Below are 19,950 nucleotides of genomic sequence, written 5' to 3' on the forward strand. Positions count from 1 at the left end.
GTCGAGCTGTTCGTGACGCCCGACGGGCTGATCGTGAACGAGATCGCGCCGCGCGTGCATAATTCGGGCCACTGGACGCAGGCCGGCTGCGCCGTCGATCAGTTCGAACAGCATATCCGCGCCGTGGCGGGCCTGCCCCTGGGCGATGGCAAGCGTTTCGCCGATGTGGTGATGGAGAACCTGATCGGCGATGATATCGGCCGCGTGCCGGATCTGCTGGTCGCACCGCGCACGCAGGTTCATCTCTATGGCAAGGGCGAGGCGCGGCCGGGCCGCAAGATGGGCCACCTGAACCGGATTGCGGAATGAGGGTTGCGCGCCCGAGGCTGGCGGTCCGCGCCGCGATCCTGCATCGTGACCGGCTGCTGATGGTCAACGCCTATCCGGGCGAACGCAGCGATCTGTGGTGCCTGCCCGGCGGCGGGGTCGAGCCGGGCCAGTCCCTGCCAGAAAACCTGATGCGCGAGGTGGCCGAGGAAACCGGTCTGCTGATCAGCGTCGGCGCGCCGTTTCTGGTAAACGAATTTCACGACCCGGCGCGCGGCTTTCATCAGGTCGACCTGCTGTTCCGCGCCACGCTGATCGCCACCGACGAGGTTTCGCTGGCCGATCCCGAAGGCGTGGTGAACCGTTTCCGCTGGGTCACGCAGGTCGAACTGGGCGCGTTGCGCCACAAGCCGGACAGCCTTGCCGCCGCCATCTGGGGCGATGCCGCGGCGCATTACGACCCCCTGGAAACCATCGTTCCCTGACTGGCCTCGGTCTTCGGCCAGGGACGATCAGCCCCGGCGTTTGCGGAACGCAAGCCTTACTCGGCCGCCTCGTTGATTGCGGTTTCGGAACCCGGCTTCATGCGAAAGCCGCGTTCGAGCTGGTCGAAGGGCGCGACCGGGTAATCGCCCGAGAAACAGGCATCGCAATATTGCGGGCTCTTGGTGTTGCGGCCTCCCGCCTCGCCGACCGCGCGGTAGAGCCCGTCCAGCGATACGAAGGCCAGGCTGTCGACGCCGATCCAGTCGCGCATTTCCTCGGGGCTCATCTGGGCCGCCAGCAGCTTGTCCCGCTCGGGCGTGTCCACGCCGTAGAAGCACGGCCAGGCGGTCGGAGGCGAGGCGATGCGGAAATGCACCTCGGCGGCGCCCGCGTCGATGATCATGTCCTTGATCTTGCGGCTGGTCGTGCCGCGCACCACGCTGTCGTCAACCAGAACCACCCGCTTGCCCGCGATCAGCGATCGGTTGACGTTCAGCTTCAGGCGCACGCCCATGTTGCGGATCTGTTCGGTCGGCTCGATGAAGGTCCGGCCCATATACTGGTTGCGGATGATTCCCATGCCATAGGGGATCCCGGATTCCTGCGCGAACCCGATCGCGGCCGGCGTGCCGCTGTCGGGGACCGGACAGACCAGATCCGCCTCGATCGGCGCCTCGCGGGCCAGTTCGACCCCGATCTGGCGCCGGGTCTCATAGACCGAGCGGCCGCCGATGATCGAATCGGGACGCGAGAAGTAGACATGTTCGAAGATGCAGAACCGGCCGGTCGAGGGCCCGAAGGGGCGAGAGCTTTCGACCTTGCCCTTGGTGATGACCACCATCTCGCCCGGTTCGATCTCGCGCACGAAATCGGCACCGATGATGTCCAGCGCGCAGGTTTCTGATGCCAGACAGAAGCCATCGTCGCCGACCTTGCCCAGAACCAGCGGCCGCACGCCCAGCGGATCACGCACGCCGATCAGCTTGGTCCGGGTCATCGCGATGACGCTGAACGCGCCCTCGACCCGGCGCAGCGCATCCTTCATCCGTTCGGGGATGTTGCGCTGGATCGACCGCGCCATCAGGTGGATGATGCATTCGCTGTCCGATGAGGACTGGAAGATGCTGCCGCGTTCGGTCAGCTCGCGGCGCAGGGCGGCGGCATTGGTGATGTTGCCGTTATGGGCGATGGCGCAGCCGCCCATCGAGAATTCGCCGAAGAACGGTTGCACGTCGCGGATCGCGGTATTGGCCTTGGTCCCGGCGGTGGAATAGCGCACATGCCCGATCGCCAGCGGTCCCGGCAGCGTCGCCATCACGTCGGTCTTGGTGAAATTGTCGCGCACATAGCCGAAGCGGTGGGCGCTGTTGAACCCGTGTTCGGGATCATGGGCGACGATGCCGCCGGCCTCCTGCCCGCGATGCTGCAACGCGTGCAGGCCGAGAGCGACGAAATTCGAGGCATCCGCCATCCCGATCGCGCCGAATACCCCGCATTCCTCGTGCAGGCGGTCCGAATCGAACGGATGGGCCAAGAATGGCTGCATCATGGCATCCTGACTGGCTTTGGACTGTCGAGGGCTATGTAGTGCGGGCCGGACCCAGAGTCACGCCCCGGCTATCCGCAGAAGCGGAATTTTCGTCACATCACCGACATCAGCGGCCATGGCCGGGCACGCCGCCTCAGTTCGAGGCCGGCGCCGCATCACCGGTCCGGGCCGGGGCGGTGTCCGGATCGACGGTTTCGGTCGTCGCGCCGCAGCCGCCGACCATCTGTTCGTAGCGGCTGACGATCCAGCCGGGCGCATCTTCGGGGATACGTTCGTCCATCTGGCCGCGCATCCGTTCGAACACCTGCGCCGAGCGTGAATTTTCGACCATCGCGACCTGCTGGCTGGTCATCACCCGGTCGTAGACGATGAAGACGATGGCGACCAGAAGGATGCCGCGCGCCACGCCGAACAGAAAGCCCATTCCCTGATCCACCCCGCCCAGGGCCGACCGTTGCACGACCGAGGAAAACAGCGGCGTGATGATCGAGAAGACGACCAGGGCGAGGGCGAAGACCACCGCGAAGCCCGCGATCGTGGCCAATTCGCAACTGTCGCCCAGGAAACGGTCCAGAACCGGAAGCTGGGCGATCATCGGCCGCACCGCAGCGGCGAAGAGAAAGGCCAGGATGGCCGCCGCGATCCAGCCCAGGATGGCCAGCGATTCGCGCACGAAGCCGCGCGACCATGCCAGTATCGCGGAAAGAATGATGACCGCCGCCACCACCGCGTCGATGATCGTGAAACCGTCCATGTAGTCCCGCCCCCGCGCCGGATATCGTTGCATTTTCAGGCGGTTCAGCCGGCGCCGAAGATCTCGCCCACAAATTCCGTCAGATCGGCGATGCGCCGCGTTCCCATGCCGCCGCGATCCGATCCGACCCCCTCGACCTTCTGGCCTTCGGGTAAGATCGCCTGTGAAAAACCAAGTTTCTGCGCCTCTTTCAACCTGTTTTCGGCCTGCGCGACGGGGCGCAGCGCGCCCGACAGGCTGATTTCGCCGAAAAGCACCGCCTCGGGCGGCAGCGCGCTGTCCTCGCGCGCCGACAGCAGGGCGCCGGCGATGGCCAGGTCGGCGGCCGGTTCGCTGACCCGCATCCCGCCGGCGACGTTCAGGAACACGTCGAGCCCGGCGAAGGGAATGCCGCAGCGGGCCTCCAGCACGGCAAGGATGGTGCTGACACGGCCGCTGTCAAGCCCGACCACGGTGCGGCGCGGCGAGGCAAGGGTGGAGGGCGCGACCAGGGCCTGAACCTCGGTCAGCACCGGCCGCGTGCCCTCGATCCCGGCAAAGACCGCGCTGCCGGGTGAAGGCTGGCCGCGTTCGGACAGAAACAGCGCCGAGGGGTTGGCAACCTCGGCCAGCCCCGCGCCGGTCATCTCGAACACGCCGATCTCGTCGGCGGGGCCGAAGCGGTTCTTGACGCTGCGCAGGATGCGGAACTGATGACCGCGCTCGCCCTCGAAATACAGCACGGTATCGACCATGTGTTCGACCACGCGCGGCCCGGCGATCTGGCCCTCCTTGGTGACGTGCCCGACCAGAACCACCGCCACGCCGCGCCGCTTGGCGAAGGTCACGAGCTCGTGCGCGGCGGCGCGCACCTGCGCCACGCTTCCGGGCGCGGCCTCGACATGATCGGACCACAGCGTCTGAACCGAATCGATGATGGCAAGATCCGGGCGTTCGCCGTCCAGCGTGGTCAGGATGTCGCGCAAGTTGGTTTCCGCCCCCAGCCGGACCGGCGCATCGGCCAGACCCAGCCTTTGCGCGCGCATCCTGACCTGTGCGCTGGCCTCCTCGCCGCTGATATAGACCGCATCGAGGCCGCGCCGCGCGAAGGCCGCAGCGCCCTGCAACAGCAGGGTCGATTTGCCGATGCCGGGATCGCCGCCGACCAGGATCGCGCTGCCGGGCACCAGTCCGCCACCCAGAACCCGGTCCAGTTCCGCCATCCCCGAGACGCTGCGCGGCGGCGGCGGCTCGTCGGTGGCAAGACCCGTCAGCGCAACGCGGCGCCCCTTGGCCGCGCCCAGACCGCGCCCCGGCCCGTGGCTCAGCGGAGCTTCCTCGACGATGCTGTTCCAGGCCCCGCAGGCATCGCAGCGCCCGGCCCATTTCTTGTGTGCGACGCCGCATTCGGTGCAGCTGAAGGCAGAGACGGATTTGGCCATGGGCGTCTTGTGCCATCTGGCCAGGGCGCCCGCAATACGCGTTGCAGCGGATCGCGCAGGCCCTTGGAGGGGTCGGCCTGCGCCCAGGCCCCGGTGCAGGAAAAAAGAACGGCGCGCCGGATTCGGCGCGCCGTGTGTCAGGTCCGGCATCGGAACCGATCAGGCCAGGCTATTGTCGATATCCTTGCAGGCCGCGACAAGACCCCTGACCGCCTCGACCGACTTGTCCAGCATCGCCTTTTCGTCCTTGTCCAGCTTGATGTCGATGACCTTCTCGATCCCGTTCGCGCCGATCACGGTCGGCACGCCGACATAGATCCCCTTCAGGCCATAGGCCCCGTCCACATTCGCCGCGCAGGGCAGCACACGCTTCTGATCCTTCAGATAGGCCTCGGCCATCTCGATGGCGCTGGTCGCGGGGGCATAGAAGGCGCTGCCGGTCTTCAGCAGGCTGACGATCTCGGCCCCGCCATCGCGGGTGCGCTGGACGATGGCATTCAGCTTGTCCTGCGTGGTCCAGCCCATCTTGACCAGATCGGGCAGCGGGATGCCCGCGACGGTCGAATAGCGGGTCAGAGGCACCATCGTGTCGCCGTGCCCGCCCAGCACGAAGGCGGATACGTCGCGCATCGAGACGCCGAATTCGAGGCTGAGGAAATGGCGGAAGCGGGCCGAATCCAGCACGCCGGCCATGCCGCAGACCTTGTTCGCGGGCAGGCCGCTGAATTTCTGCAGCGCCCAGACCATCGCGTCCAGCGGGTTGGTGATGCAGATGACGAAGGCGTCGGGCGCATGGGTCCTGATACCCTCACCGACCGATTTCATGACCTTGAGGTTGATCCCCAGCAGGTCGTCGCGGCTCATCCCCGGCTTGCGCGGAACGCCGGCGGTGACGATGCAGACATCGGCGCCGGCGATGTCTGCATAATCATTCGTGCCCTTCAGCGCCGCGTCGAAGCCTTCGGCCGGGCCCGATTCGGCGATGTCCAGCGCCTTGCCTTGCGGCGCGCCCTCGGCAATGTCGAACAGGACGACGTCGCCCAGTTCCTTCATCGCGGCCAGATGGGCCAGCGTGCCGCCGATCTGCCCCGCACCGATAAGTGCGATCTTGGGTCGGGCCATGGTTAACCTCCGATGTCATGGATGGAATCTCGCGGCGTTGGTTAAGCCCTCGACATCCGAATCGCAAGTCTCTGCCCGTGGCGTGCGGCATGGCAGCAGCCTTGGTCGCCGTTTCCGGATGCGGACCCAAGCGGCCGGCGAACCGGATCCGCAGGTCCGAAGGCAAAGGCGCCCCCATGGGCTGATATGGGGCTGATCCGGCCGGCGCGGGGGGGGGCGATGCCGCGCCGCGGCAATTTTTTCCTTGCCATTTCTGGCTGCCAGAGGCAGTTTCGCGCAACATTATTTCCCGGAGGTCTGTCATGGCGCGCCCCTATCGTTCCGTCCTCTACATTCCGGCAGCCAACCGGCGCGCGATGGAAAAGGCGCAGGGGCTGCCGGCCGACGCAATCATCTTCGATCTTGAAGACGCGGTGGCGCCGCCGGAAAAGGTCGCGGCGCGAGAAGCACTGGGGGCGGCGCTGACCAGGGATTACGGAGCCCGTGCCCGGATCGTGCGGATCAACGCGCTGGCGAGCGAATGGGGCGATGACGATGCCCGCTTCTGCGCGGATCTGGTCGGATGCGCCGATGCGGTGCTGATCCCCAAGGTGGATACCGCGGCCGATCTGGATGCGGTCGCGGCGCTGTGCCCGGATCTGGCCCTCTGGGCGATGATGGAAACGCCGCTGGCGATGCTGAACGCGGCCGAGATCGCCGCCCATCCGCGCCTGCAGGGCATGGTCATGGGCACGAACGACCTGGCCAAGGAACTGAACAGCCGTTTTCGCCCCGACCGATTGCCGATGCAGACCGGGCTGGGGCTGTGTCTGCTGGCCGCGAAGGCCTTTCGAAAGGTGATCGTGGATGGCGTGTTCAACGCCTTCAGGGATGACGCGGGCCTGCGGGCCGAATGCGAACAGGGCCGCGACATGGGCTTTGACGGCAAGACCCTGATCCATCCGGCGCAGCTGGCCGTCGCGAACCAGGCCTTCGCCCCGACCGAGGCCGAGATCGCGCTGGCCCGACGCCAGATCGAGGCGTTCCGGCAGGCCGGCGCCGATGGCCGGGGCGTGGCCGTGGTGGATGGCCGGATCGTCGAGAACCTGCATGTCGAAACCGCCCGCAGCACCCTGGATCGCGCCGAGGCTATTGCAGCCATGGCCGGTTAGCGTCAACGTGAGGCCGATCCAGCCGAAACGAAAGGAAGCCAGATGCTGATCCTGATCCTTGGCGTGGCCCTGTGGTGGGCTGCGCATCTGTGGAAACGCGTGGCGCCCGCCCAGAGGGCCGCGGTGGGAGACAAGGGCAAGGGGATGGTCGCCGCTGCCCTGATCGTTTCGGTGCTGCTGATGATCTGGGGATACAAGGCCGCCGACGGCCCGGTCTGGTGGGGCCCCTCGGCGGCGCTGGTCGGAATCAACAACCTGCTGGTGCTGATCGCCTTCTACCTGTTCGCGGCCAGCGGCATGAAGACGCGGGTGACGGCGATGACCCGCCATCCGCAACTGATCGGCTTTTCGCTGTGGGCGGTGGCGCATCTGCTGGTCAATGGTGATCTGCCCAGCCTCGTGCTGTTTGGCGGTCTGCTGGTCTGGGCGCTGGTCGAGATGGCGCTGATCAACCGCAGCCCCTGGACCCCGCCCGCCGGCCCGTTCCCGGCCCGCAAGGAGGCGATGGCCGCCGTCGGCGCAGTCGTCGTGCTGCTGGTGGTCGGTCTGATCCACGGCCTGATTGGCCCATGGCCCTTCGGAGGCTGAGATGACGACGCTTTACCGCTGCATTACCGATGATGACACCTCTCGCTTCTGCCACCGCGTCAGCGAGGCGCTGTCGAAGGGCTGGACCCTGCATGGCGGCCCCTCGATGGCCTTCGATCCGCAGAAGGGGGTGATGCGGATGGCGCAGGCGGTGACCAAGGACATCCACGCCGAATACCATTCCGAGATGAAGCTGGGACAGCAATGAGCAAGACCGATCCGGGCCGCTTCTTCGAGGATTACCGGGTCGGTCAGGTGATCCGCCACGCCGCGCCGCGCACCCTGGCCGAGGGCGAACGGGCCCTTTATCACGCGCTCTATCCGTCGCGGCATGCGTTGTATTCCAGCGACGATTTTGCCGCCGGTTGCGGCCTCGAAGGCAGTCCGCTGAATGATCTGATCGGCTTTCATGTCATCTTCGGCAAGACGGTCCCCGATATCAGCGTCAATGCCGTCGCCAATCTGGGCTATGCCCAGGGCCGCTGGCTCAACCCGGTCATGCCGGGCGACACGCTGCGCGCCGAATCCGAGGTGATCGGCCTCAGGCAGACCTCGAACGGGACATCGGGCGTGGTCTGGGTGCGCACGCGCGGACTGAACCAGATGGGCGAACCGGTGCTGGATTACGTCCGCTGGGTGATGGTGCGCAAACGGGCGCCCGACGCGCCGGCGCCCGACACCGTGGTGCCGGATCTGGATCCGGTCGTCGACCCGGCCGGTCTGGCGGTTCCCAAGGGTCTGGATTTTTGCGATTACGACTTCGAACTGGCCGGCGAGCCGCATCGTCTGGGCGATTACCATCCGGGCGAGCGAATCGACCACGTCGATGGCGTCACCATCGAAGAGGCCGAACATATGCTGGCCACGCGGCTGTGGCAGAACACCGCCAAGGTGCATTTCGACGCCACCTTCCGCAACGATGGCCGGCGGCTGATCTATGGCGGGCATGTCATCTCGATGGCCCGCGCCCTGTCCTTCAACGGGCTGGCCAATGCGCAGATGATCGTGGCGCTGAATGGCGGCGCCCATGCCAATCCCTGCTTTGCGGGCGACACGATCCGCGCCTGGTCCGAGGTGCTGGACAAGGCCGAGACCCGCGCGCCGGGCGTCGGCGCGATCCGGCTGCGGCTGGTCGCGACCAAGGGCGACAGCGCGGCCTTCGCGCTGAAGGGCGCGGATGGAAAATATCTGCCCGAGGTTCTGCTGGACCTCGACTACTGGGCCTTGATGCCGGTCTAGGATGCGGATTCTGGCCCGCCTGATCGCGGTATTCTGTCTGATCGGGCTGGCCGGCAGCCTTGCCGGGGCCTGGCATCCGGCCGGGGATTCGCTGGCCGTGTTCCGTCCGGCGCTGGCCGTCGCGCTGCTGCTGACGGCGCCTGTCCTGCGCGGGCGGGCCGGTTTGGCCGCAAGCGCCGTGGCACTGGTCGCGCTGGCGCCGATCCTGTGGGATCTGTGGCGGCCGGTGCAGGGGCCGGCGAACGGGATCGTGGTCTATCAGAAGAACCTGCGTTTCGATCTGGCCGATCCGGCGCCGATCATCGCCGATATCCGGGCCAGCGGCGCCGGAATCGTCTTTCTGGAAGAGGTCAGCTGGCGCAACCTTGCCGTGTCCGAACGGCTGAAAGCCGGGCTTCCCTATCAACTGATCTGTCCCGGAGACACCACCGGCGCCATCGCGATCCTGTCCCGCTGGCCGCTGGATCGTCGGGATTGCGTGCCGAAAAGCGGCCTGGCCTCGGCCCGCGCCCGCACCCCGATGGGGGCGGTGTCGGTCGCGGTGCTGCATCTGACCTGGCCCTGGCCCTACGGGCAGGCGGCGCAGCTGGACACGCTGATGCCGAAGATAAGAGGCATCGCGCAGCCGGCACTGGTCGGAGGAGATTTCAACATGGTTCCTTGGTCCCGCGCGGTCCGCGCGATCGCATCCGCGACCGGCACGGCGCCGCTCGGCCCGCTGCGCACGACGTTCATGCTGAAAGGGATCTATCCGATGGCGATCGACCATGTGCTGATCCCGCGGGGCTGGGCGGGCCGCGGCGGGACACGGCCGCGATTGGGCTCGGATCATCGCGGTGTGCTGACGCGGATCGGGCCGTGACAGGCGCCAGGCCGGGCTGTGCGGCCGGGAAGCGGGCAGGTGGCGCCAATGCGAGACATTGCGGCATTCCTGCTGTGATCACGCAGGCCGTGGCCGTGATCACAAACCGCGAATTCGACTTCTTTTCCACCGAAGCTCTGGTAACTGCGGATGACAGGTGGCACAAACGCGGTCAGTAACGGCACCAATCGCCAGCCCGTGCGGCCAGCCATCGCGCCCGCGCCGGGTCTGACAGAACCGACAAAGGAGGGCCGCATCATGGCCGATGTGAACCGGGGCAACCGGCCGCTTTCCCCCCATCTTCAGGTCTACAGGCTGCCCATCGCGGCGATCGCCTCGATCATGACGCGCATCACCGGGCACGCCCTTGTCGCGGGGATCGTGCTGCTGGTCTGGTGGCTGGTGGCCGCCGTCGCCAGCCCGGGCGCGTTTGCCGCCGCCGATTGGGTGATGCGGTCGTGGATCGGCTTCATCGTGATGACGGGATCGGCCTGGGCGCTGTGGTTTCACGCGCTGTCGGGTGTGCGCCACCTGTTCTACGATGCCGGTTACGGGCTGGAAATCGACGAGGCGAAAAGAAATTCCTGGGTGATCATCGTGGGGTCGGTCGTGATGACGCTGATCTCGCTGATCCTGTTCTTCATCGGCTGACCGAGGGCAACCATGCGCTACATCACCCCCCGCAAGGCCGCCGAAGGTCTTGGCAGCGCCCATAGCGGCACCGCACATCACTGGGCCATGACGGTCAGCGCCTGTGCGCTGGTCCTGCTGACCCCGGCCTTCATGCTGGTGGTCGGCAGCGCGATCGGCCTGCCGCGCGAGGGCGTCGCGGCCTATTTCGGGCGCCCCTATCCGGCGATCATCACCGCGCTGTTCATCGTCGTGGGCATGCTGCACTTCATCAAGGGCACGCGGATCATGATCGATGACTATCTGAACCATACCGAGCGCAAGGTCGCGATCATCGTCTCGGTCATCTTCGGCTGGGCCGTGATCGCGGCCGCCCTCTTCGCGCTGGCGAAGATGGCCCTTGTGACCATCGTGATCTGAGGAAACCATGGCTGCTTACGAAATCCAGACGCATGATTATGACGTGGTCGTGGTCGGCGCCGGCGGTGCCGGGCTGCGCGCGACGCTGGGCATGGCCGAACAGGGCCTGCGCACGGCCTGCGTGACCAAGGTCTTTCCGACCCGCTCGCATACCGTCGCGGCGCAGGGCGGGATCGCGGCCAGCCTGTCGAACATGGGGCCCGACAACTGGCAGTGGCACATGTATGACACGGTCAAGGGCAGCGACTGGCTGGGCGATACCGACGCGATGGAATACCTGGCCCGCGAGGCGCCCAAGGCCGTCTACGAACTGGAACATTACGGCGTGCCCTTCAGCCGCACCGAAGAGGGCAGGATCTACCAGCGGCCGTTCGGCGGCCACACCACCGAATTCGGCGAGGGCCCCCCGGTCCAGCGCACCTGCGCTGCCGCCGACCGGACCGGCCACGCGATCCTGCACACGCTTTATGGTCAGTCGCTGAAGGAAAACGCGGAATTCTTCATCGAATATTTCGCACTGGACCTGGTCATCACCGATGGCCGCTGCACCGGTGTCGTCTGCTGGAAGCTGGACGACGGCACGATGCATGTCTTCAATGCCAAGATGGTGGTGCTGGCGACCGGCGGCTATGGCCGCGCCTATTTCAGCGCCACCAGCGCCCATACCTGCACCGGCGATGGCGGCGGCATGGTGGCGCGTGCGGGCCTGCCGCTGCAAGACATGGAATTCGTGCAGTTCCATCCGACCGGCATCTATGGCTCGGGCTGCCTGATCACCGAAGGCGCGCGCGGCGAAGGTGGCTATCTGACCAACAGCGAGGGCGAACGCTTCATGGAGCGTTACGCCCCAACCTACAAGGATCTGGCCAGCCGCGATGTGGTCAGCCGCTGCATGACGATGGAGATCCGCGAGGGTCGCGGCGTCGGCGAGGAAAGCGACCACATCTTCCTGAACCTGATGCATCTGCCGCCCGAGACGCTGCATGAACGGCTGCCGGGCATCAGCGAAAGCGCCAGGATTTTCGCCGGCGTCGATGTCACGCGCGAACCGATCCCGGTTCTGCCGACCGTTCACTACAACATGGGCGGGATCCCCACGAATTACTGGGGTGAGGTGCTGAACCCGGCCGAGGGCGCCCCCGACGCCGTATTCCCCGGTCTGATGGCGGTGGGCGAGGCCGGCTGTGCCAGCGTCCATGGCGCGAACCGGCTTGGCTCGAACAGCCTGATCGACCTGGTGGTCTTCGGCCGCGCGGCCGCGATCCGGGCGGGGCAGGTCATCGACCGCGAGGGCCCGATCCCCGCGACCAACCAGGCGCAGGTGGACCACGCGCTGGAGCGGTTCGACAAAATCCGCAATGCCGATGGCGGCACGCCGACGGCGGAGTTGCGCAACGAGATGCAGCGCACCATGCAGGCCGACGCGGCGGTGTTCCGCACCGACAAGACGCTGGCCGATGGCGTCCGGAAGATGGAGGCAATCGCCGCAAAGCTGGATGATCTGAAGGTGACCGATCGTGGCCTGATCTGGAACACCGACCTGATGGAGACGCTGGAACTGACCAACCTGATGCCCAACGCGCTGGCCACGATCGTGGCCGCCGAGGCGCGCAAGGAAAGCCGTGGCGCCCATGCGCACGAGGATTACCCTGAGCGGGATGACGCCACCTGGCGCAAGCATTCGCTTGCAAGGGTAGAGGGGAACACGGTTAAACTCGACTACCGCCCCGTCCATCTGGAACCTCTGACGAAAGAGGCAGAAGGCGGGATCGACCTGAAGAAGATTGCTCCGAAGAAGAGGGTTTACTGATGCGTTTCAAGATCATTGCCGCCTCGGGCCTCGCCGCGCTGACGCTGGCAGGCTGCGTCGCACCGATGCCGACCGCGACCGTTTCCACGCCGACCGCACCGGTCGTGACCACCCCGACCACCCTCGACGCCGCCTCGCGTCAGGTGGCGCGCAGCGTCGTCAACAGCGAGATGCAGAAGCGTTTGCCGGGCGTGAACACGGCGCCCTATACCGATTGCGTCATGTCGAACGCCACCACGGCGGAACTGATCGACATCGCGCAGGCCACGCGCAATGGCGTGGCGGGCACGGCCGACAGCGTCGCTTCGATCGTCTCGCGTCCCGCAACCACGCAATGCATCGCCAACGCCGCGCAGACGGCCTGAGCCGATGCGCGCCTGGGCGGCCCCGTTCCGGTCCGTGCCGCTGCTGGCGGCGCTGGCAGCCTGTGCTCCGATACCGGTGGAGCAGGCGGAACGGGTCTGCCTGCGCGATGCCGAACTGGCCCAGGCTCCGCGCGGCGAAGTCGCCCTGGGGGTGGGCAGCGGTGGCGGAGGTTCGCGCCTCGGCGGTTCGGTCGATCTGGAAATTTCCAGCGATTACATCATGCAGCGCGATCCCTCGGACGTGTTCAACCGCTGCGTGGTGAATCGATCGGGACAGATGCCGACGCGGGTTCTGGCCGACCAGCCTGGCTGGCGGGGCTAGGCCGATGACGGCAGCGCCGACGAAATCCGACCAGCGCCGCCTGATCCTGCATCTGGGCGTGCAGAAGACGGGCAGCACCGCGATCCAGCGCCATCTGAACCGCAACGCCGCCGCGCTGGCCCGGCGGCTGATCGTGCGCACCCCCGAGGAGGGCTCGCCCATGCGGCCTTTGGGACGCGCGGCGATTGCCTATTCGCTGGGACCCACCGAGGACCGCGAGATCGCGCTGCGGATCGCCTTCGAGGATGTGCTGGAGACGCTGCCCGCCAATGACCTGCCGGTGCTTCTGAGCCACGAAAACCTGGCCGGCGCGATGCCCGGCAATGGCGGTGAGACGCGGCTTTATCCGCAATTGCCGCGGATCGCGGGTCTGCTGTCGCGCTGCGCGGCGGGCTTTGCGGTGGATTTCGTCATCTACACACGCAGCATGACGGCGTGGAAGGCCAGCGTCTGGGCGCAGGCCGTACGCACCGACGGCTATCAGCACGGTTTCGAGGATTTCCTGAACCGGACCGATGCGATGCCTGGCTGGGGCGATCTGATCCGCCGGATGGCCGATGTCCTGGGGCCTGATCGTTTGTGCCGCTTCAAGCTGGAAGACGAGCCCGATCCCGGTCGTCCGGGGCGGCTATTGCTGCACCATGCCGGGCTGGACGATGCCATTATCGAGGCGCTTGCCCCGCTGGATGGGCCTGCGATGCAGCGACTCAATGCCGGTTCGACCGAATTCCTGAGGCGGCTCAACGGCCTGACGCTTAATCCTCATGCGCGCGGAAAGGTGGTCGATCTGGTCGCCCGCGCGCAAAACCTGTTCATCGCCGAGGTGCCTGGAAAAGGCACGTCCTGAAAGGAGCATCCGATGGTCCAGTTCACCCTGCCCAAGAACAGCCAGATCCGGGTCGGCAAGACCTGGCCCAGGCCCGAGGGCGCGACCAATGTGAAGAAGTTCCAGATCTATCGCTGGGATCCCGAGGCGGGCGAGAACCCCCGTCTGGACACCTATTTCGTCGATCTCGACAAATGCGGACCGATGATTCTGGACGCGCTGATCAAGATCAAGAACGAGATTGACCCGACGCTGTCGTTCCGGCGGTCCTGCCGAGAAGGGATTTGCGGATCCTGCGCCATGGTCATCGGCGGCGGCAATCATCTGGCCTGCATCTACGGAATCGACGAGGTTCCGGGCGACATCGCCATCTATCCGCTGCCGCATATGCCGGTGGTCAAGGATCTGATCCCCGACCTGACGCATTTCTATGCCCAGCACGCTTCGGTCAATCCCTACCTGGTCACCAAATCGCCGACGCCGGGAAAAGAGTGGAAACAGTCGATCGAGGATCGCAAGAAGCTGGACGGGCTATATGAGTGCATCCTCTGCGCGTCCTGTTCGACCGCCTGTCCGTCCTATTGGTGGAACGGCGACCGCTATCTGGGTCCGGCCGCGCTGCTGACGGCCTATCGCTGGATCGTCGACAGCCGCGACGAGGCGACCGGTGAGCGGCTGGACGAGCTGGAGGATCCGTTCAAGCTGTATCGCTGCCACACGATCATGAACTGCACCAATACCTGTCCGAAGGGGCTGAATCCGGCCAAGGCCATCGCCTCGATCAAGCACATGATGGTTGACCGGGTGGTCTGATTGCGTCCCGCGACAGCCGGGGGGCTGTCTGCCCCCCGGACCCCCCGAAGGTATTTGGAAAGAGTGCGAGGGCCGGTCAGGTCCCGGCCTTGTCAGCCTTCGATCTTCGTGAAATCAGCGATCTCGCGGCCCGCGTTGCGGATGCGCGACAGCAGGTTCAGGCGGTTGCGGCGCAGGATCTGGTTGTCGCTGTTGACCTGGACGGCCTCGAAGAAGGCGTCGATGGGCGCGCGCAGCGCGGCGATGGCGGTCATGGCGGCGGGGAAGTCTTCGTCCGCGATGGCCCGTCTGATCGCGGGTTCGGCTTTGTCGAGGGCGGCAAAGAGGGCGCGTTCCTGATCGGTTTCCGCGAATTTCGCGTCCGCGCCGAAGCTGTATTCGACGCCGTCCTTCTCCTCGGCCTGCGCGAGGATGTTTCCGGCGCGCTTGAGGCCCTGGGTCAGGTTCCGGCCGTCTTCGGTTTGCAGCATGGCGTTCAGCGCCGTGGCGCGGTTGACGACCAGCACGAGGTCGTCATTGCCGGGTTGGGCCAGGACCGCGTCGATGATGTCGTGGCGGATGCCCTGATCGCGCAGATGGACCTTGAGGCGGTCGTGGAGGAAGGCGAGGAGGTTGTGCGACGTATGGTTAAGGGTGCCCGGGCGGTCAGGGTCAAGTTTGACCCTATCAGGGCTTTGCGCCTTTGCCTTCTCAACGGCCGCGTTCCAATCGATTTTTGAATTCCGATCATTCAACGCCTTTGCAAAGATTTTTTGAGCATGTTTTGCCAATCGTCCGTCTTCCGCGACGATGGTCTCCCATGCAAGATCGACGGCCTTGGTTCGCTCCTCTCCAATAGTGTTGAGCTGATGAGAAAAATTGGCCAAGAGACCGGTTTTTGCAGCGTCCAGTAGATGACTTCTAACAACATTGTTAACGATCAATCGAATAGTCCCCAACGCCGCCCTTCTCAGCGCAAAGGGATCCTTCGAGCCGGTCGGCTTCTCGTCGATCGCCCAGAACCCGGTCAGCGTGTCGATCTTGTCGGCGAGTGCGACGGCCACGGAGACCGGGGCGGTGGGCACCGCGTCGGATGGGCCGAGTGGCGAGTAGTGGTCGCGGGCGGCGTCGGCCACCGCGTCGGGATAACCGGCGGCCTGCGCGTAATATCGGCCCATGATGCCTTGCAGTTCGGGGAATTCGCCGACCATGGCGCTCTGCAGGTCGAGTTTCGCGACCCGGGCCGCGGTTTCCGCCTGATCGGGGTCGGCGCCGACCATGGGCGCGATCTCGCGAGCCAGTGCGGCGACGCGGGCGATGCGGTCGGCCTGGCTGCCCATCTTGTTATGGAAGGTCACGGATTTCAGGCCCTCGGCCCAAGCGTTCATGCCCGATTTTGCCTCGCGCAGGTCGTTTTCCCAGAAGAAGGCCGCGTCGGAGAGGCGGGCGGCGAGAACACGCTGATTGCCAGCCAGGATCGTTTCGCCGTCATCGGGGGTGGCGATATTGGCGACGGTCACAAAGCCCTCGATCCGGCCGGTTTTCGGGTTGCGGGCCGAGAAGAATTTCTGGTGCTCCTTCATCGAGGTTTGCAGCACCTCGGGCGGCAGGTCCAGGAAACGATCCTCGATCACGCCCATCAGCGGCACCGGCCATTCGACGAGGCCCGCGACCTCGGACAGCAGCGTATCATCGGGGACGATCTGCCAGCCGCGTGCGAAGGCCAGATTCTCGGCCTGCTGGCGGATTTCGGCCTCGCGCTCGGCCGGGTCCAGCATGACATGGGCGCGGCGCAGCCTGGCGACGTAGTCATCGAAGCCGGTGACGGTGAAGGCGTCGGGCGACAGGAAGCGGTGACCGCGTGTGCTGTTGCCGGACGCGATGCCGTCGATGTTCAGCGGCACGGTGGTCGCGCCGGATTCGTCGCTGAGGATGCAGAGGATCGAATGCAGCGGGCGGACCCAACGCAGAGAGCCCGTGCCCCAACGCATGGATTTGGGCCAGGGGAAATCGCGGATCGTGGTTTCCAGAACCTCGGCCACGATCTCGGATGCCGGGCGACCCTTGCGGGCGATGACGGCGAACCAGACCTGACCCTTCTTGTCGTCGCGGACTTGCAATTGGTCGCGCGTCAGGCCCGCCCCGCGCAGAAAGCCCTCCAGCGCCTTTTCGGGCGCGTCGGTGCGGGGGCCCTTGCGTTCCTCGCGCGTGTCGGGGCTTTGGGCGCTGAGCCCCTCGACGGTCAGGGCAAGGCGCCGGGGCGTCGAAAAGGCGCCCGCGCTGGCATAGGTCAGCCCGGCCTGGACCAGCCCGTCGGTGACCAGCCGCTTCAGATCATCGCGCGCGCGGGCCTGCATCCGGGCGGGGATTTCCTCGGAAAAGAGTTCGATCAGCAGATCGGGCATCAGTCCATCACTCCGCGTTCCGGGGTCTTGTCGTTGAATTGCTGCCAGCCATAGGCCCGGCCATCGGGATAGATCGCCAGCACGCGGTCCACATCGGGACGGATCTCGGACTGGCTGAGAAATGCCCTTGCGGCACCCGATTCCAGATCGGCGCCGATCCGGGCGGCGTCGTAGCAGTCGAACCAGAACGGGCCGTTCAGCGGCGTGGCGGCCGGGAAGGGCACGGCATCGGCGGGCAGATCGCCCTGGATCCGGAAACAGGCCCGCCAGCGGATCGGTGAACTATCGGCGTCGATGGCCTGAAAATCGGTCATGTTCAGCCGCGACGGTCCCTCGGCGGTCTGGATCGGCACCGCCGCATCCGGGCTGGCCGGATCGATCGGCTCGTAATAGCCGTATTGCTGCGCATACCAGACCCCGGCCCCCGAGGCGAGGGCCGTCAGCGCAAGCCCGATCGTCGCGATCCTGCCCCAGTTCATGCCGATGCCCCCGCTGCTTCGGTCGTCAGGAACAGATCGGCGCAGGCGCGGGCCAGTGCGCGGACGCGGCCGATATAGGCCTGCCGCTCGGTCACGGAAATGACGCCGCGCGCGTCCAGCAGGTTGAAGATATGGCTGGCCTTGATGCACTGGTCATAGGCCGGATGCGCCATCGGGATGCGGCGGCCGGCGCTGTCGGTTTCGGACGCCGCGATGATGCGGGCGCATTCGGCCTCGGCATCCTTGAAATGCTGAAACAGCGTTTCGGTATCGGCCTGATCGAAGTTCCAGCGCGAATATTCCTGTTCGGTCTGGCGGAAGATGTCGCCATAGGTCAGCGCAATCGCGGCCCCGGGATCGTTGAAGGGCATGTCCATGACATGTTCCGCGCCCAGCACATACATGGCCAGCCGTTCCAGCCCATAGGTCAGTTCGCCCGAGACGGGGCGGCAATCATGCCCGCCGACCTGCTGGAAATAGGTGAACTGGCTGACCTCCATGCCGTCGCACCAGACTTCCCAGCCAAGGCCCCAGGCGCCCAGGGTCGGGGATTCCCAGTCGTCCTCGACAAAGCGTATGTCATGGATCATCGGGTCCAGCCCGATGGCTTTCAGGCTGCCCAGATACAGGTTCTGCAGATCGGGCGGGCTGGGCTTGATGATGACCTGATACTGATAATAATGCTGAAGGCGGTTCGGGTTTTCGCCGTAGCGGCCGTCGGTGGGTCGGCGCGAGGGCTGGACATAGGCCGCCGCCCATGACCGCTGTCCCAGCGCGCGCAGGGTCGTGGCCGGATGGAAGGTGCCGGCGCCGACCTCCATGTCATAGGGTTGCAGCACGGCGCAGCCCTGACCGGCCCAGTAGGTCTGCAGGCGCAGGATGATTTCCTGAAAGCTGCGCGGAGGCTTTGGGCTGGTCATCGGGCCGTCCTTTTGCATAGATCGGGCTTGGGCTTTCGCGCCTTCTAGGCGCAGGGTAGGACAGGGTCAATAAAGGGCCCGCGGACAGGCGCCATCGGGCGCGCGACAAGGAGACCGGAATGCGGCGACTGGCTTTCATGATGGCTGCGGTTCTGGCGGCCGGGGCGGCCTCGGCGCAGGAGGCGGTGATCCGGATCGAGGCCAAGCGCGGCGCGGCGCAGGCAGCGCAGGCTGCGGCAAAATGGCGCGAGTCATTCGACGACGTGGTGACCTTTCCGTTGACGGGCGGCTGGATCGCCATCGCCCTTGGGCCGCAGGAACGATCCCAGGCCGAGGCGCGGCTGGCCGGGCTGAAGGCCGCGAACCGCGTGCCCGGCGACAGTTTCGTGGCCGAACCGGCGGCCGGCATCGCGCTGTCTCCGGTTGCGGCCGATGCGGTCGCGACACCATCTCCGGTGCCGGAAGATGGCGGACCCCTAACAGGGGCCTCGCAGGATGCGGCAAGGCCCGCCGCGACCACAAGCGAAGGCGAGGCCGCCACCCCGGATCGCACGCCGATGCCGGAAGCCGGCAGCTATCTGCGGCTGGAATCCCTGCGTGGTGATGCGGAAAGCCGCGCGGCGCTGTCGAAATGGCGCGAAACCTTTCCCGAAGCCGGGCTGATGGCTCTGCCCGGTGGCTGGCGGACGATCACGCTGGGGCCGCTGCCCGCGGAGGCGGCGGCGGAATGGCTGGCCGCGTTCAAGGCCTCGGGCGATGTGCCCAGGGATGCCTTTCTTTCGCAGGCCTCGGATCTGGGCGAGGTGATCGAGCCCGGCGCGGATCCGGACCTGCCGGCATCCGCGGGCGCGCAGGAGATGCCGCCCGTGGATGAGATCCAGCGCGCCTTGCGTTGGGCCGGCCGCTATGATGGCGCGGTCGACGGGCAATGGGGGCCGGATACGCGCAAGGCAGTCGCGCGCGAGGTCGCCGAGGGGCGTCTGTCGCCCGATCCCGGAACGGCGATGCGCAGACTGATCGAACGCCGGGACGCGTGGCGCAGGACGATGGGGCTGACGACGCTGACCGATGAACAGACCGGCCTGTCGGTCAGCGCCCCGATGGACAAGCTGGCTTTCGAACGGGCCGAACGGGCCTTGTCGATCTACGGACCCAGGCAGGATTCCGGTGTCGCGCTGATCCTGTTCAGCCAGCCCGGCGGACAGCAGGAATTGCTGGACCTGTCGGGGTTGGTGACGGCGCTTGGCTGGGTGCCGCATCCGACACGGATGATCGAGCCGGGCCATATCCTGCTGAAGGGGGCCAACATGGCCCAGAGCGCCATGGCCGAAGGCTGGGTGCGCGACGGCCGGGCCGAGGGCTTCGTCCTGATCTGGCCTGCCGGCGATCAGGAAAACCAGGCCCGTGTCGCGGCCGAGCTTTCCGACAGTTTCGCGCGGGTGGCCCCCGCTAAGAACGACGGACGCGACCCTTTCGCGGTATCGCCCTGAACGGACCGGGCCGATCGCGGTCTCCTTCGGGAGAAACCGTCTGTCCGCTGGC

General features: G+C 66.2%; 22 protein-coding genes. 15 read left to right on the top strand and 7 right to left on the bottom strand.

Features of this window, described 5'->3' with window-relative positions:
* Together B4L36_RS01595 and B4L36_RS01600 are read left to right on the top strand one after the other, a co-directional pair.
* The coding region (locus tag B4L36_RS01595; protein WP_292951337.1) for an ATP-grasp domain-containing protein at nucleotides 1-309 on the top strand (309 nt) is incomplete at its 5' end.
* On the top strand, nucleotides 306-752 hold the full coding sequence (locus B4L36_RS01600) for an NUDIX domain-containing protein (RefSeq protein WP_292951340.1): 447 nt from the start codon (nucleotides 306-308) through the stop codon (nucleotides 750-752). The genes B4L36_RS01595 and B4L36_RS01600, both read left to right, overlap by 4 nt.
* Nucleotides 753-808: 56 nt before the next feature.
* Here B4L36_RS01600 and purF read toward each other — a convergent pair whose 3' ends face one another.
* The 4 genes from purF to mdh all read right to left on the bottom strand — a co-directional run bounded on the left by purF (nucleotide 809) and on the right by mdh (nucleotide 5,599).
* On the bottom strand, nucleotides 809-2,299 hold the full coding sequence (gene purF / locus B4L36_RS01605) for an amidophosphoribosyltransferase (RefSeq protein ID WP_292951343.1): 1,491 nt from the start codon (nucleotides 2,297-2,299) through the stop codon (nucleotides 809-811).
* 136 nt (nucleotides 2,300-2,435) lie between these two features.
* Nucleotides 2,436-3,056, bottom strand: coding sequence for a CvpA family protein (locus B4L36_RS01610; RefSeq protein WP_292951466.1), 621 nt, complete (start codon nucleotides 3,054-3,056; stop codon nucleotides 2,436-2,438).
* A 44-nt stretch (nucleotides 3,057-3,100) separates the two neighbouring features.
* Complete coding sequence (gene radA / locus B4L36_RS01615) at nucleotides 3,101-4,477, bottom strand: DNA repair protein RadA (protein WP_292951346.1); 1,377 nt, start codon at nucleotides 4,475-4,477, stop codon at nucleotides 3,101-3,103.
* A 159-nt stretch (nucleotides 4,478-4,636) separates the two neighbouring features.
* Entirely contained in the window at nucleotides 4,637-5,599 is a 963-nt protein-coding gene (gene mdh, locus B4L36_RS01620; protein ID WP_292951349.1) for a malate dehydrogenase, read from the bottom strand.
* 302 nt (nucleotides 5,600-5,901) lie between these two features.
* Here mdh and B4L36_RS01625 point away from each other — a divergent pair, with 302 nt between their 5' ends.
* The 12 genes from B4L36_RS01625 (at nucleotide 5,902) to B4L36_RS01680 (ending at nucleotide 14,625) form a co-directional block, all read left to right on the top strand.
* Complete coding sequence (locus B4L36_RS01625) at nucleotides 5,902-6,750, top strand: HpcH/HpaI aldolase/citrate lyase family protein (protein ID WP_292951352.1); 849 nt, start codon at nucleotides 5,902-5,904, stop codon at nucleotides 6,748-6,750.
* A gap of 42 nt (nucleotides 6,751-6,792) precedes the next feature.
* Nucleotides 6,793-7,338: an NnrU family protein gene (locus tag B4L36_RS01630; RefSeq protein ID WP_292951355.1), complete on the top strand. Its 546-nt coding sequence runs from the start codon at nucleotides 6,793-6,795 to the stop codon at nucleotides 7,336-7,338.
* A 1-nt stretch (nucleotide 7,339) separates the two neighbouring features.
* On the top strand, nucleotides 7,340-7,546 hold the full coding sequence (locus tag B4L36_RS01635) for a DUF1737 domain-containing protein (protein WP_292951358.1): 207 nt from the start codon (nucleotides 7,340-7,342) through the stop codon (nucleotides 7,544-7,546).
* Complete coding sequence (locus B4L36_RS01640) at nucleotides 7,543-8,577, top strand: MaoC family dehydratase (protein WP_292951361.1); 1,035 nt, start codon at nucleotides 7,543-7,545, stop codon at nucleotides 8,575-8,577. The genes B4L36_RS01635 and B4L36_RS01640 overlap by 4 nt, the downstream gene beginning before the upstream one ends.
* A gap of 1 nt (nucleotide 8,578) precedes the next feature.
* The gene (locus tag B4L36_RS01645; protein ID WP_292951364.1) at nucleotides 8,579-9,439 is read left to right on the top strand and encodes an endonuclease/exonuclease/phosphatase family protein; all 861 of its coding nucleotides are present in this window, start codon (nucleotides 8,579-8,581) and stop codon (nucleotides 9,437-9,439) included.
* A gap of 258 nt (nucleotides 9,440-9,697) precedes the next feature.
* Nucleotides 9,698-10,090, top strand: a complete 393-nt coding sequence (gene sdhC / locus B4L36_RS01650; protein WP_292951367.1) for a succinate dehydrogenase, cytochrome b556 subunit — start codon at nucleotides 9,698-9,700, stop codon at nucleotides 10,088-10,090.
* Nucleotides 10,091-10,102: 12 nt separating this feature from the next.
* The gene (locus tag B4L36_RS01655; protein WP_292951370.1) at nucleotides 10,103-10,489 is read left to right on the top strand and encodes a succinate dehydrogenase, hydrophobic membrane anchor protein; all 387 of its coding nucleotides are present in this window, start codon (nucleotides 10,103-10,105) and stop codon (nucleotides 10,487-10,489) included.
* Between the two features lie 7 nt (nucleotides 10,490-10,496).
* A complete protein-coding gene (sdhA, locus tag B4L36_RS01660) occupies nucleotides 10,497-12,299 on the top strand; it encodes a succinate dehydrogenase flavoprotein subunit (protein ID WP_292951373.1) in 1,803 nt (600 codons plus the stop codon).
* Nucleotides 12,299-12,664: a hypothetical protein gene (locus B4L36_RS01665; RefSeq protein ID WP_292951376.1), complete on the top strand. Its 366-nt coding sequence runs from the start codon at nucleotides 12,299-12,301 to the stop codon at nucleotides 12,662-12,664. Before sdhA ends, B4L36_RS01665 begins: the two co-directional genes overlap by 1 nt.
* 4 nt (nucleotides 12,665-12,668) lie before the next feature.
* Entirely contained in the window at nucleotides 12,669-12,986 is a 318-nt protein-coding gene (locus B4L36_RS01670) for a hypothetical protein (RefSeq protein WP_292951379.1), read from the top strand.
* Between the two features lie 4 nt (nucleotides 12,987-12,990).
* Entirely contained in the window at nucleotides 12,991-13,833 is an 843-nt protein-coding gene (locus tag B4L36_RS01675) for a hypothetical protein (RefSeq protein WP_292951382.1), read from the top strand.
* Between the two features lie 12 nt (nucleotides 13,834-13,845).
* Nucleotides 13,846-14,625 (top strand): succinate dehydrogenase iron-sulfur subunit, encoded by a 780-nt coding sequence (locus B4L36_RS01680; RefSeq protein WP_292951385.1) that lies wholly within the window; start codon nucleotides 13,846-13,848, stop codon nucleotides 14,623-14,625.
* 92 nt (nucleotides 14,626-14,717) lie between these two features.
* Here the strand turns inward: B4L36_RS01680 and glyS are convergent, their stop codons facing one another.
* Genes glyS through B4L36_RS01695 form a run of 3 tightly spaced genes read right to left on the bottom strand, consistent with a single transcriptional unit; the run spans nucleotide 14,718 to nucleotide 18,408 of the window.
* Nucleotides 14,718-17,009 (bottom strand): glycine--tRNA ligase subunit beta, encoded by a 2,292-nt coding sequence (gene glyS, locus B4L36_RS01685; protein WP_292951388.1) that lies wholly within the window; start codon nucleotides 17,007-17,009, stop codon nucleotides 14,718-14,720.
* A complete protein-coding gene (locus B4L36_RS01690) occupies nucleotides 17,009-17,488 on the bottom strand; it encodes a DUF6446 family protein (RefSeq protein WP_292951391.1) in 480 nt (159 codons plus the stop codon). Before B4L36_RS01690 ends, glyS begins: the two co-directional genes overlap by 1 nt.
* Nucleotides 17,485-18,408 carry a glycine--tRNA ligase subunit alpha gene (locus B4L36_RS01695; RefSeq protein WP_292951394.1) on the bottom strand — a complete coding sequence of 308 codons (924 nt, stop codon included), beginning with the start codon at nucleotides 18,406-18,408 and terminating at the stop codon, nucleotides 17,485-17,487. Before B4L36_RS01695 ends, B4L36_RS01690 begins: the two co-directional genes overlap by 4 nt.
* 119 nt (nucleotides 18,409-18,527) lie before the next feature.
* On the opposite strand from B4L36_RS01695, the gene B4L36_RS01700 reads away from it, so the two are divergent.
* Nucleotides 18,528-19,898, top strand: a complete 1,371-nt coding sequence (locus B4L36_RS01700) for a peptidoglycan-binding domain-containing protein (protein ID WP_292951397.1) — start codon at nucleotides 18,528-18,530, stop codon at nucleotides 19,896-19,898.
* Nucleotides 19,899-19,950 lie beyond the last annotated feature (52 nt).

The organism is Paracoccus sp. UBA889, from assembly GCA_002294185.1.
Lineage (GTDB): Bacteria > Pseudomonadota > Alphaproteobacteria > Rhodobacterales > Rhodobacteraceae > Paracoccus.